General features: G+C 70.8%; 13 protein-coding genes. 2 read left to right on the top strand and 11 right to left on the bottom strand.

What is annotated here, in order from left to right; genetic code table 11:
• The 3 genes from I8E28_RS17005 to I8E28_RS17015 are packed head-to-tail and all read right to left on the bottom strand — an operon-like array spanning position 1 to position 2,827.
• A complete protein-coding gene (locus tag I8E28_RS17005) occupies positions 1-555 on the bottom strand; it encodes a sugar transferase (RefSeq protein ID WP_200789302.1) in 555 nt (184 codons plus the stop codon).
• Complete coding sequence (locus tag I8E28_RS17010) at positions 552-1,358, bottom strand: aldolase/citrate lyase family protein (protein WP_200789303.1); 807 nt, start codon at positions 1,356-1,358, stop codon at positions 552-554. Before I8E28_RS17010 ends, I8E28_RS17005 begins: the two co-directional genes overlap by 4 nt.
• Before the next feature lie 11 nt (positions 1,359-1,369).
• Positions 1,370-2,827: a lipid II flippase MurJ gene (locus tag I8E28_RS17015; RefSeq protein ID WP_200789304.1), complete on the bottom strand. Its 1,458-nt coding sequence runs from the start codon at positions 2,825-2,827 to the stop codon at positions 1,370-1,372.
• A gap of 84 nt (positions 2,828-2,911) precedes the next feature.
• Between I8E28_RS17015 and lysS the strand changes: the two genes are divergently transcribed.
• Positions 2,912-4,444, top strand: coding sequence for a lysine--tRNA ligase (lysS, locus tag I8E28_RS17020; RefSeq protein ID WP_200789305.1), 1,533 nt, complete (start codon positions 2,912-2,914; stop codon positions 4,442-4,444).
• Positions 4,441-5,700 (top strand): Hsp70 family protein, encoded by a 1,260-nt coding sequence (locus I8E28_RS17025; protein WP_200789306.1) that lies wholly within the window; start codon positions 4,441-4,443, stop codon positions 5,698-5,700. Before lysS ends, I8E28_RS17025 begins: the two co-directional genes overlap by 4 nt.
• 6 nt (positions 5,701-5,706) lie before the next feature.
• Here the strand turns inward: I8E28_RS17025 and nagZ are convergent, their stop codons facing one another.
• Genes nagZ through lepB form a run of 8 tightly spaced genes read right to left on the bottom strand, consistent with a single transcriptional unit; the run spans position 5,707 to position 11,645 of the window.
• Positions 5,707-6,765: a beta-N-acetylhexosaminidase gene (gene nagZ, locus I8E28_RS17030; protein WP_200789307.1), complete on the bottom strand. Its 1,059-nt coding sequence runs from the start codon at positions 6,763-6,765 to the stop codon at positions 5,707-5,709.
• The gene (acpS, locus tag I8E28_RS17035; RefSeq protein WP_200789308.1) at positions 6,762-7,160 is read right to left on the bottom strand and encodes a holo-ACP synthase; all 399 of its coding nucleotides are present in this window, start codon (positions 7,158-7,160) and stop codon (positions 6,762-6,764) included. Before acpS ends, nagZ begins: the two co-directional genes overlap by 4 nt.
• 10 nt (positions 7,161-7,170) lie before the next feature.
• Positions 7,171-7,923: a pyridoxine 5'-phosphate synthase gene (locus I8E28_RS17040; RefSeq protein ID WP_200789309.1), complete on the bottom strand. Its 753-nt coding sequence runs from the start codon at positions 7,921-7,923 to the stop codon at positions 7,171-7,173.
• Entirely contained in the window at positions 7,920-8,672 is a 753-nt protein-coding gene (gene recO / locus I8E28_RS17045) for a DNA repair protein RecO (RefSeq protein WP_200789310.1), read from the bottom strand. The genes I8E28_RS17040 and recO overlap by 4 nt, the downstream gene beginning before the upstream one ends.
• Positions 8,659-9,564: a GTPase Era gene (gene era / locus I8E28_RS17050; protein ID WP_239027466.1), complete on the bottom strand. Its 906-nt coding sequence runs from the start codon at positions 9,562-9,564 to the stop codon at positions 8,659-8,661. Before era ends, recO begins: the two co-directional genes overlap by 14 nt.
• A 23-nt stretch (positions 9,565-9,587) precedes the next feature.
• On the bottom strand, positions 9,588-10,280 hold the full coding sequence (gene rnc, locus I8E28_RS17055; RefSeq protein WP_200789312.1) for a ribonuclease III: 693 nt from the start codon (positions 10,278-10,280) through the stop codon (positions 9,588-9,590).
• A gap of 13 nt (positions 10,281-10,293) precedes the next feature.
• Positions 10,294-10,647: a DUF4845 domain-containing protein gene (locus tag I8E28_RS17060; protein ID WP_200789313.1), complete on the bottom strand. Its 354-nt coding sequence runs from the start codon at positions 10,645-10,647 to the stop codon at positions 10,294-10,296.
• A 29-nt stretch (positions 10,648-10,676) separates the two neighbouring features.
• Positions 10,677-11,645, bottom strand: coding sequence for a signal peptidase I (gene lepB, locus I8E28_RS17065; RefSeq protein WP_200789314.1), 969 nt, complete (start codon positions 11,643-11,645; stop codon positions 10,677-10,679).
• Position 11,646: the final 1 nt, after the last annotated feature.

Below are 11,646 nucleotides of genomic sequence, written 5' to 3' on the forward strand. Positions count from 1 at the left end.
CTAGTTGCCTCCGCGGCCAGTCAGTCGCCCGACGGTGCGGGCCATGATCGCCAGGTCGCGCAGCACACTGTGCTCGCGCACGTAGCGCAGGTCCAGCTCTCGGCGCTGTTGCTCGGTCGCCTCGGAGCGCAGTTCGACCTGCGCCAGGCCGGTGATGCCGGGCCGCACGCTGTGGCGCAACGCGAACTCCTCGTCGGTGTACAGGCTGCGCTGCACGGGCACGTCGGGACGCGGGCCGACCAGGCTCATGTCGCCGGTGAGCACGTTGAGCAGCTGCGGCAGTTCGTCCAGGCTGGTGCGGCGGATGAAGGTGCCGACGCGGGTGATGCGCGGATCGCCTGCCTGGGTGTTGAACGGGCCGCGGCTGGCGGCGTCGCGCACCATGCTGCGGAACTTGTAGATGCGGAACGGCCGTCCGCCGCGGCCGATGCGTTCCTGCCGGAAGAACACCGGCAGGCCGCTGTCGACGACGACGGCGAGCGCGGTCAGCAGCAGCACGGGGCTGAGGACGACGAGCGCGGCGGCGGCCAGCACGATGTCCAGCAGCCGTTTCATGGCGCGGGGGCGATGCCGGCGGCGATGCGGCGGATCGTCGCCGCGATGCGCACCCGGTCGGCCTCGATGTCCGACGCCGTCCGCAGCGCGAGGTGCGCTTCGGCGTCGCGCAGCGCGGCGACCTGACGCTCGAACGCGGTGTCGCCGTCCTCGCGGTGGAAGGTGCGCGACAGGATCACGCCCTGCGAGCCCAGGCGCAGGTGCTCCGCGAGCACGTCGCGACCGGGCAGCAGGCCTTCGTCCAGGCGCGCGATGCCGCCGAAGCCGAAGCGCAGGCCGTGCGCCTTCGCCGTCGCGGCCACCGGCTCGAGCTGGCCTGCAGCCAGCGGCTCGAACATGAACCGGAGGCCCAGCGACAGGTGCAGGTCGTTGAGGCCGACGTAGATCTCCTCCAGCCCCGGCGTGTCCGCCCATTCGCCCACCGTGCGGAGTGCGTCCGCTGTCTCCAGCAGCACGGTGAACGGGCGGCGGCCCGCGAGCACGCGCGCGAAGCCGCGCACGTCATCGGCCGACTGCGCCATCGGCAGCATCAGCAGGTCGGGGGCGAACGCGAGCACTGCATCGAGTTCCGCCGCCGTGCCCTGGTGCAGCGGATTCACGCGCACCATGAGGCGGCTGCGCCGCACGGCATCACGCACGCGGCCGACGTCGTCCAGCGTGTGGCGGCTGATGAAGGTGTTGCGGCCGGCCTGGCGTTCGGCCTTGCCGAGGCGCTCGAGGTCGACGAAGAGCCGCAGGCCCGGCAACGCATCGCAGCGACGCGCGAACGCCGCGTCGTTCGTGATCTGGAGCAGGTCGAGCATGGGACGGCGAATTATCGCCGCAGGCCCTGCCTCAGCTCGGGCGCGCGCCAGAGCGCGAAGGCCAGGACGGCACCCGCCGCGAGGGCGCCAGCGGCCAGTCCGGCCACGGGCGGCAAGGCCGCCGGATGCAGCGCGTACGCGGGCGCCGCGGTGGCGAACATCGCGAGCGCGGACCAGCCGAACGCGCCGGTGGGCAACCAGTCGCGCGCGTCGCGGCCGAGGGCAAGCACGCACGCGAGCGCCACGCCGAGGAAGCCCGCGTTGAGCAGCAGCATCAGGTGGCTGCCGTCGTGCACGCCGGAGACCGCGGCGACCACCAGCACCGCGAAGGCCGCGGCATAGGCAAGGACGGGGGCGCGCAACTGCTTTCGCGCTGCCAGCACCGTCAGGGCCACCGCGCTGACGGCCTGCGGCAGCAGGCCCCAGCTGCCGGCGAGGCCCCACTGGGCGACGTGCACCAGCGCGTCCTCGGGCATCCGGCCCCATCCGAACAGGAGCCGGGCCAGCGCCGGCGCAGCCCACGCAAGGCCGCTGACGGCAGCGCAGGCCAGCGCCCAGGCGAAGCCGAAGGCGAGGCGGATCGGCGCCGCCGCCTTCTCGCGCGCCGCACTGTCAGCAAGCGCGCGCGCCACGGCGGGGAACGACAGCGATGCGACCAGCTGGATCGCGAGCAGCAGCGGCAGTTCCACCAGCTTCCACGCGTAGTTGAAGACGGCCAGCGCGCCTTCGCCCGCCTGCGATGCTGCCGATCGCGCCGTGAACGGCAGCAGCAGGGGCAGCGCGGCGGCGAGCACCGCCCAGGTCCACAGGGGGGCCGGCGGCATGACGGCATGCACCGGCTCGGGGGAAGGTGCCACGGCGGGCATGCGCAGCCGCATCCACGCGAGTCGGGCCGCCATCGCGAGCAGCAGCGCCGCGCCCAGGACCAGGACGGCCGTGGTGCTCTCCATGCGGGCCGCGACCAGCAGCCCGGCGATCAGCAGCAGGTTCACGACCAGATTGGCGCCGTACATGCCGAGGAAGTCACGTTCGTGTTGCAGCCGGGTGGACCATAGGGCCGCCAGCAGCGCGAACGGCAGGGCCGCAGCCGCCCACGCGATCGCCTGGGCGCCCGCAGGGCGCCATTCGGGAGGCAGGCCGCCGGCGAGCACGTCCAGCACGGGTCCATTCGCCAGCGCGAGCAACACGCCCGCGGCGGCAGCGGCCAAGAGCCCACGCAGCGCCACGCGGCGCTGCAAGGCGGCGACGGTGGCGGCGGGCTGCCCCGCCCAGGCGGGCAGCAGCACGTACGCGAGCGCACCCGTTGCCGCGATGGACACCAGCAGGTCGGGCAAGGTGAGCAGCAGGACGGCGATGTCGGCCAGGCCGCTGCGGCCGAAGGCGGCCGCCTGCGCCGATTCGCGCACCACGCCGAGGAGCCGGCTGGCCAGCAGCAAGGCCAGGGACACGGCGCCGGCGCGGAGGAACATGGCGGGCGATCATACGCAGCGCGGCCGTGCGCACCTGCCGAAAAACTAGAATGCGAGGTTCGCCCTCACGCGCCCCACGCACCCATGTCCGACCCCACCACGCCCCAGGCGGCACCCGCCGCCGACGAGAACCAGCTGATCGCGGAGCGCCGCGAGAAGCTCAAGACCCTGCGCGAGGCGCAGAAAGCGGGCAAGGGCGTCGCGTTCCCGAACGACTTCAAGCCCGATTCGAATGCCGCCGACCTGCACGCGGCGCACGGCGCCAAGGAGGCGGAGCCGCTGCAGGCCGAAGGCATCCGCGTGCGGGTGGCCGGCCGCATGATGCTCAAGCGCGTGATGGGCAAGGCCAGTTTCGCGACGCTGCAGGACGCCAGCGGCCGCATCCAGGTCTACGTGACCCGCGACGCGATCGGCGAGGAGGCGTACGCCGCCTTCAAGCACTGGGACCTGGGTGACATCGTCGGCGCCGAAGGCACGATGTTCAAGACGCGCACCGGTGAACTGTCGATCCAGGTGGCGTCGGTCCGCCTGCTGACCAAGAGCCTGCGCCCGATGCCGGACAAGTTCCACGGCGTCGCCGACCAGGAAGTGAAGTACCGCCAGCGCTACGTCGACCTGATGACCGACGAGGACGCGCGCAAGCGCTTCGTCGCGCGCAGCAAGGCCGTGTCGGGCATCCGCGAGTTCATGGTGCAGCACGGCTTCCTCGAGGTGGAGACGCCGATGCTCCACCCGATCCCGGGCGGAGCCAACGCCAAGCCGTTCGTGACCCACCACAACGCGCTGGACCAGGAGATGTTCCTGCGCATCGCGCCGGAGCTGTACCTCAAGCGGCTGGTGGTCGGTGGCTTCGAGCGGGTCTTCGAGATCAACCGCAACTTCCGCAACGAAGGCATCTCGGTCCGGCACAACCCCGAGTTCACGATGATGGAGTTCTACGCGGCGTACTGGAACTACCGCGACCTGATGGACTTCACCGAGGCGCTGGTGCGCGACGCCGCGCAGAAGGCGGTCGGCACGCTGCAGCTCACCTACCAGGGCAAGCCGGTGGACCTGTCGGCGCCGTTCCAGCGCCTGACGATCCGCGAGGCGATCGGCCAGCACACCGACGCGGGCGCTGGCGCGGACGATCGCGAGTGGCTGGTCGCCGCGCTGAAGAAGCTGGGCATGACCGAGGAGAAGGACCGCCTGTCCACGCGCTCGCTCGCGTCGCTGCAGGTGCTGTACTTCGAGGAGACGGTGGAGGACAAGCTCTGGCAGCCGACCTTCATCATGGAGCACCCGACCGAGATCTCGCCGCTGGCGCGCGCCAACGACGAGCGGCCGGAAGTGACGGAGCGCTTCGAGCTGTACATCACCGGCCGCGAGTTCGGCAACGGCTTCTCCGAGCTGAACGACGCCGAGGACCAGGCCGCGCGCTTCAACGCGCAGGTGGCCAGCAAGGACGCGGGCGACGATGAGGCCATGTTCTTCGACCACGACTTCGTGCGCGCGCTCGAGTACGGCATGCCGCCCACCGGCGGCTGCGGCATCGGCATCGACCGGCTGATGATGCTGCTGACCGACAGCCCGAGCATCCGCGACGTCATCCTGTTCCCGGCGCTGCGCCGCGAATGACCCGGGGCCGCGCTCCCACGCTCGGCATCGACTTCGGCACCTCCAATTCCGCCGTCGCCGTGCTGGACGACGGCGGCGCGGCGCGCGCCCTGGCGCTGGAAGGCGGCGCCACCACGCTGCCCACGGCGATCTTCTTCAATGCCGAGGACCGCAGCGTCCACTTCGGCCGCGACGCGGTGGCCCTGTACCTGCAGGGCGTCGACGGGCGCCTGATGCGTTCGCTCAAGAGCCTGCTGGGCAGCTCGCTGATGCAGGAGTCGACCGCGATCGGCTGGGGCAGTGCGAGCTACCAGGACATCCTCTCGCGTTTCCTGGCCGAACTGGCCGAGCGGGCGCGGGCGCAGGTGGGCGAGCTGGCGCCGGAAGTGCTGCTGGGCCGCCCGGTGCATTTCGTCGACGACTCGCCCGAGCGCGACCGGCAGGCGCAGGAGTCGCTGCGGCGCGCGGCGATCGCCGCGGGCTTCCGCGACGTGCGCTTCGAGCTGGAACCGATCGCCGCCGCCTTCGACTACGAGCGCCGGCTGGAGCGCGAGAGCCTGGTGCTGATCGTCGACATCGGCGGCGGCACGTCCGACTTCACGGTCGTGCGGCTCGGACCGGACCGCGTGGCGCACACGGACCGGCGCGCCGACGTGCTCGCGACCGCCGGCGTCCATGTCGCGGGCACCGACTTCGACCGCAAGCTGAACCTCGCGCGCGTGATGCCGCTGCTCGGGCTCGGCCACCACGGGCCGGTCGGCCGGCCCGTGCCCAGCCCCGTGTTCATGGAGCTGGCCACCTGGCACCTGATCAACTTCCTGTACGCGCCGAAGGTGATGGCCCGCGTGCGCGCTTTGCGGACCAATTTCAGCGACACGCAGTTGCACGACCGCTTGCTGCGCGTGCTGGAGCTGCGCCTGGGCCACCGCATCGCCTCGGAAGTGGAGCTGGCCAAGATCGCCTGTTCGAGCACCGGCGAGACGGCGCGCCTCGCGCTCGACGAAGTGGAGGCCGGCCTCGAGGCGACGCTGGACGCGCCGACGATGGCGGCCGAGCTCGCGCCCTTGCTGGACCAGGTGGTGGCGTGCGCACGCGAGTGCGTTCGGGCAGCGCAGGCGGTCGCGCCGGATGCGATCTATCTCACCGGTGGTTCGTCGGCCCTGCAGCCGCTGCAGGGCCAGCTGCGTGCCGGATTCCCGGGCGTGCCGCTGGTTGAAGGCGACCTGTTCGGCGGCGTGGCGGCGGGACTGGCGTACGCCGCCGCGCACCGGCACTGACGCCGCTCAGGGGAGCGTGCGCAGCGCCTGCATGTAGCGCGGCTGGACCATCAGGTCGTCCCAGGCCGGCGCTTCGCCGACGGGCAACAGGGTGAGCCGCCGCTGTTCGCTCACCGGATCCGGGCGCCAGCGGCCTTTGACCTGCGCCTCGGCGAGCCCGTCGATCAGGTCGTCGACCGCGGTGCCCTCGCCCAGCGACTGGTTGCACAGCAGGACCAGGTCGCACCCCGCCGACAGCGCGGCGACGGCGGCCTCGGTGTACGTGACTTCGCGCCCGCCGATGCGGCGCGCGCCTTCCATGCTCAGGTCGTCGCTGAAGATCGCGCCGGCGAAGCCAAGGCGGTCGCGCAGGATGGCTTGCAGCCAGCGCGGCGAGAACCCCGCCGGCAGCTTGTCGACCTTGGGATAGATCACGTGCGCCGGCATCACGCTGGTGAGCGACGTGTTCAGCCAGCCGTAGGGCGCGGCGTCCTCGCCGAGGATCTCCTTCAGCGCACGCCCGTCGACCGGGATCTCGGTGTGCGAGTCCGCCTTCACGAAGCCGTGGCCGGGGAAGTGCTTGCCGCAGTTGGCGACGCCGGCCTGCAGCAGCCCGTGCATCAGGCTCTTGGCGAGCATGGCGGCCACGCGTGCATCGCGGTGGAAGGCGCGGTCGCCGATGACGCCGGACTCGCCCCAATCGAGGTCGAGCACGGGCGTGAAGCTGAAGTCGACGCCGCTTGCGCGCAACTCGGCGCCGAGCACGTAGCCGGCCGCCGTCGCCGCGTTGGTGGCCTGCAGCGCGTCGCGCATCCACAGCTCGCCGAACGCGCGCATCGGCGGCAGGTGCGTGAAGCCGTCGGTGCGGAAGCGCTGCACGCGCCCGCCCTCGTGGTCGACGCAGATGAGGAGGTCCGGGCGCAGGGCCTTGATGTCGGCGCACAGCGCGGACAGCTGCGCGCGGTCCTGCCAGTTGCGGGCGAACAGGATCATGCCGCCGGTGAGCGGATGCGCGAGGCGGCGCCGGTCGGTGTCGGTCAGTTCGGTGCCGGCGATGTCGATGATGAGGGGCGCGTGGTCGGTCATGGTTGCTTGCGTTCCACCACCACGAAGCTGGCGGCGTAGTCGGATTCGTCGGTGACGGTGACGTGCGCGGACAGGCCGCGCGCGTCGAACCAGTCCTTGAGGGCGCCGTGCAGCACCAGCGTCGGCTGGCCGCTGGGCAGCCTGGCCACTTCGCAGCTGCGCCAGGTCATGGGCATGCGCATGCCCAGTCCGATCGCCTTGCTGAAGGCTTCCTTGGCGGAAAAGCGCGTGGCCAGGAACCGCAGGCCACGCTCGGGCCAGCGCACGGTGCGCGCGCGCCAGGTGGCGTACTCGCCCTCGGCCAGGATGCGGCGGGCGAAGCGGTCGCCGTGCCTGTCGAGCGAGGCGCGGATGCGCCGCACGTCGCAGATGTCGGTGCCGATGCCGTAGATCACGCGCGACCCGTCAGGCGAAGGCGGCGTCGATGGCGGCCAGGTAGGCCTTCACGGCAGCGGCGTAGCCCAGTTCCAGTGCGTCCGCCACGAACGCGTGGCCGATCGACACCTCCAGCACGCCGGGCACGGTGCGCAGGAAGGGCGTGAGGTTGTACAGGTTCAGGTCGTGGCCCGCGTTCACCTCGAGCCCGGCGCCGAGCGCGGCCTGCGCGCTGCGCGCGAACTGGTCGAGCACGGCCTGTTGCTGCGGCGTTCCGAAAGCGCGCGCGTAGCTCTCGGTGTAGAGCTCGACCCGGTCGGCGCCGGCCTGGCGCGCGCCGGCCATCAGCTCGGGCCGCGGGTCCATGAACAGGCTCACGCGCACGCCGAGCGACTTGGCCTCGGCGACGATGGGCTGCAGGCGCTGCAGGTCGGCGGGAAAGTCCCAGCCGTGGTCGCTGGTGAACTGGTCCTCGCTGTCCGGCACCAGCGTGCACTGCTGCGGGCGCAGCCGGCGCACGAAGTCCATGAGGTTGTGGAACGGGTTGCCCTCGATGTTGAACTCGGCGCCGGCGCGGTGCCGCACGATCTCCTCCAGGGCGAACACGTCCTCGCTGCGGATGTGGCGCGAGTCGGGCCGCGGATGCACCGTGAGCCCGTGCGCGCCGGCGCCGAGGCAGATCTCGCCGGCCTTCGCGACGTTGGGGATGCCCAGGTGGCGCGTGTTGCGCACCAGGGCCACCTTGTTCAGGTTGATCGACAGCGCGGTCTTGCGGCGGGTCATAGGGCTTGGAGCTCGAGCACCAGCTGGCGGGTGCGCAGCGCGGAGACGCCGCAATGGTAGTGCAGCAGGTGGCGCAACTGCGGCTTGAGCTCGGGCGCCTGCGCGGCGGCGTGCAGCACGGCTTCGAACGGCGCTGGATCGTCCAGCGCCTCCTGCAGCGCAAGCCAGCGCTCCCCGGTGAGCGCGGCGCGGTCCGGGTCCGAAGTCTCGACCAGGCCGCCCTCGGGCACCAGGCTGTAGCGGCCCGCCGCTTGCAGCGATGCGAGCGTGCTGGTCTGCGCGTCGAGCGAGGGCAGGAAACCGGCCTCGCGCAGCAGCAGCAGTTCGAAGGCGCGCAGCGCGGGCTCCAGCGCCTCGCCCTGCCCCGACGCCAGCACGCGCACGGCGGCGGCGTACGAATCGAACAGGCGCGGATGCGCATCGTCGCGTGGCAGCAGGCGCAGCAGCAGTTCGTTGAGGTGGTAGCCGGCGAGCAAGGCATCGCCGGTGGGCATCACCTGGCCGCCGACCCATTCAGCCGACTTCAGCGTGCGGATCTCCGCGTCGCCGCCGAACGCCACGCGCAGGGGCTGCAGCGGCAGCAGCACGGGACGGAAGTTGGAGCTCGGCTTCTTCGCGCCCTTGGCGACCAGCGCGATGCGGCCGTGGTGGCGCGAGAAGACTTCGAGGATGAGGCTGGACTCGCTCCAGTCGTAGCGATGCAGGACGAACGCGGGTTCGTCGCCGATGCGCCGGCTACTCGTAGCCAAAGCTGCGCACCCGCGCCTCGTCGTCGGCCCAGCCCGTGCGCACCTTCACCCACAGCTCGATGAAGACCTTGGCCCCGAGCAGCTTCTCGAGCTCCTGGCGCGCTTCGGTGCCGATGCGCTTGAGGCGCTCGCCCTTGTCGCCGATGACGATGGCCTTGTGGCCGTCGCGCTCCACGATGATCGTGGCCGCGATGCGGATGAACCGCCCGTGCTTCGGGCTCGGTTCCTCGTCGAACTTGTCGATCACCACCGTGGACGTGTACGGCAGCTCCTCGCCGGTCAGGCGGAACAGCTTCTCGCGCACCGTCTCGCTGGCGAGGAATTTCTCGCTGCGGTCGGTGAGCTCGTCCTCTTCGTAGAACCACGGCTGCTCCGGCAGGAACTTGCCGACGATGGCGAACAGGCGCTCGATGTCCTTGGCGTTCTTGGCCGACATCGGCACGTATTCGGCGAATGCATGGCGCGCCTGCACGTCCTGCAGCCAGGGCGCGAGCTCGGCGCGGCGGTTGACCTGGTCCAGCTTGTTGGCCACCAGCACCGCGGGGATGCCGGGCTTCAGGAGCTGGATCACCTTCTCGTCGGCCGGCGCCAGCTTGCCGGCCTCGACCACCACCAGCACGACGTCGACGTCGCCGACCGCGCCCAGCACCGCCTTGTTCAGCGAGCGGTTGAGCGCGGTGGAGTGGCGGGTCTGGAAGCCGGGCGTGTCGACGAACACGTACTGCACGGCGCCGACCGTGCGGATGCCCGTGATGCGGTGGCGCGTGGTCTGCGCCTTGCGCGAGGTGATGCTGATCTTCTGGCCGACCAGCGCGTTGAGCAGCGTCGACTTGCCGACGTTGGGCTTGCCGACGATGGCGACCAGGCCGCAACGCTGCGGCTCGCCCGGCATCGGCGTCTCGATGGGGGTTTCGCTCACTTGAACCGGTCCTTCAGCGCCAGCAGCGCGGCGGCGGCGGCGGCCTGCTCGCCCGCGCGGCGCGAGCCGCCGATGCCGCGCTCGACGATGCCGGCGTCGGCGATCTCGCATTCGACGTCGAATGTCTGCTTGTGGGCGGCGCCCAGCGTGTTGGCGACGCGGTAGATCGGCAGCTTCATGCGGCGGCCTTGCAGCCACTCCTGCAGTTCGGTCTTGGGGTCCTTTGCGGCCGCCTGCATGGTGGGGGTGATCTGCACGTCCTCGTACAGGCGCCGCACCAGAGCTTCCGCGGCGGCATAGCCCGCGTCAAGGTGAACGGCGCCGATGACCGCTTCCAGCGCATCGGCAAGGATGGCCGGCTTGTTCTGCCCGCCGGAGCGGGACTCGCCCTCGCCCAGCGACAGCACCGCGGGCAGGCCCAGGCCGACGGCAATGCGGTGCAGCGTGTCCTGCTTGACGAGGTTGGCGCGCACGCGCGAGAGGTCGCCTTCCGGCAGGTCGCGCAGCTGCTCGTACAGCATCGCGGACACCGCCAGGTTCAGGACCGAGTCCCCCAGGAATTCGAGCCGCTCGTTGTGCTCGGCGCAGAAGCTGCGGTGCGTCAGCGCCTGCCGCAGCAGCGCGGGGCGGCCGAAGCCGTGCTGCAGGCGCGACTGCAGTTGGGCCAGCGCGGCCGGGTCGCCATTCACACCGCCTCGCGCGTCATTTCGCCTCGTGGGCGTACTTGAGCAACAGGAAGGCCGGCCCGAACATGTGGATTTCCTTGTTGTAGGCGACCTTCACGACCATGCGGCCGTCCTGCTGCGTGATCTCGAGGTCCTTGCCGCTCACCGACGTGATGTCGTCGACATCGCGCGAACGCTGGAAGGCGGCGCGCACTTCGGCCGGGTTCGAGCCGTCCTTGGCGCGGTTCATCGCCTTCACGATCGCCTGGTATTCCAGGACCGTCGGGACCGCCTGCGCGACCAGGATGCCGACCGCGGCCAGCACCGCCAGCACGAACACCAGCCCGAAGAAGGAAATGCCGGCCTGGCGGGCCCGAGAAGTGCGCTTCATTTGTTGTCCCTCGCTCCGTTGTGATCTTGTCATTCGAACGGGCCGACCCGCTTCAGGTTGCCGAAGTTCATCCAGATGAGGACCGCCTTGCCGACGATGTTGCGGTCCGGGACGAAGCCCCAGTAGCGCGAATCGAGGGAGTTGTCGCGGTTGTCTCCCATCATGAAGTAGTGGCCCGCCGGCACCTTGCAGGTGACGCCTTCGACACTGTAGCGGCAATTGTCGCGGAACGGAAAGTCGGTCGCGCCCTCGACGAACGCAGGACGGCTCTCGTCGTTGAGGATCTGGTGGCGCCGGTCACCGAGCTGCTCGCGGTACTGCTTGAAGTAGCGCATCGCGTCCTCGTCGAAGAAGTCCGGCAGGGCCTCCTTCGACACGGGCTTCCCGTTGATGGTGAGGCGCTTGTTCGCGTACGCGACCTCGTCGCCCGGCACGCCGACCACGCGCTTGATGTAGTCCTGGCTCGGGCGCGGCGGGTAGCGGAACACCATGACGTCGCCGCGCTGCGGCGCGTTGCCTTCGGTGATCTTGGTGTTGATCACCGGCAGGCGCAGGCCGTAGGTGAACTTGTTCACCAGGATCAGGTCGCCCACCAGCAGCGTGGGGATCATCGAGCCGGACGGGATCTTGAACGGCTCGAACAGGAACGAGCGCAGCACGAACACGACCAGGATCACGGGGAACAGGCCGGCGGTCCAATCCAGCCACCACGGCTGCATCAGCAGCTTCTGGCGCGCGGCACCCAGGTCCACGTTGTCGACCTGCGTGATGCCCTGCGTGGCCAGGTGCGCGCGGCGCTCCTCGGCGGACGCGGCCAGCGTGTCGGCCGCGCGGCGGCGGCGCGGCAGGAACACCAGGCGTTCGGCCACCCAGTAGAGGCCGGTCACGAGGGTGGCCAGGAACAGCAGCAGCGCGAAGTTGCCCTCGACCGCGCCGAAATACCAGGCCGCGGCGTACCCCACGAAGGCCGCGAGGATCGCGGCGGTCAGCACCGGCATC

The organism is Ramlibacter algicola (assembly GCF_016641735.1).
Classification (GTDB): domain Bacteria; phylum Pseudomonadota; class Gammaproteobacteria; order Burkholderiales; family Burkholderiaceae_C; genus Ramlibacter; species Ramlibacter algicola.

Coding starts and splice junctions, on each gene's coding strand:
- I8E28_RS17010 (WP_200789303.1), bottom strand. CDS start 1,358: ATGCTCGACCTGCTCCAGATCACGAACGACGCGGCGTTCGCGCGTCGC.
- I8E28_RS17060 (WP_200789313.1), bottom strand. CDS start 10,647: ATGAAGCGCACTTCTCGGGCCCGCCAGGCCGGCATTTCCTTCTTCGGG.
- nagZ (WP_200789307.1), bottom strand. CDS start 6,765: ATGACCGACCACGCGCCCCTCATCATCGACATCGCCGGCACCGAACTG.
- I8E28_RS17015 (WP_200789304.1), bottom strand. CDS start 2,827: ATGTTCCTCCGCGCCGGCGCCGTGTCCCTGGCCTTGCTGCTGGCCAGC.
- I8E28_RS17005 (WP_200789302.1), bottom strand. CDS start 555: ATGAAACGGCTGCTGGACATCGTGCTGGCCGCCGCCGCGCTCGTCGTC.
- lysS (WP_200789305.1), top strand. CDS start 2,912: ATGTCCGACCCCACCACGCCCCAGGCGGCACCCGCCGCCGACGAGAAC.
- lepB (WP_200789314.1), bottom strand. CDS start 11,645: ATGCCGGTGCTGACCGCCGCGATCCTCGCGGCCTTCGTGGGGTACGCC.
- I8E28_RS17025 (WP_200789306.1), top strand. CDS start 4,441: ATGACCCGGGGCCGCGCTCCCACGCTCGGCATCGACTTCGGCACCTCC.
- era (WP_239027466.1), bottom strand. CDS start 9,564: ATGCCGGGCGAGCCGCAGCGTTGCGGCCTGGTCGCCATCGTCGGCAAG.
- I8E28_RS17040 (WP_200789309.1), bottom strand. CDS start 7,923: ATGACCCGCCGCAAGACCGCGCTGTCGATCAACCTGAACAAGGTGGCC.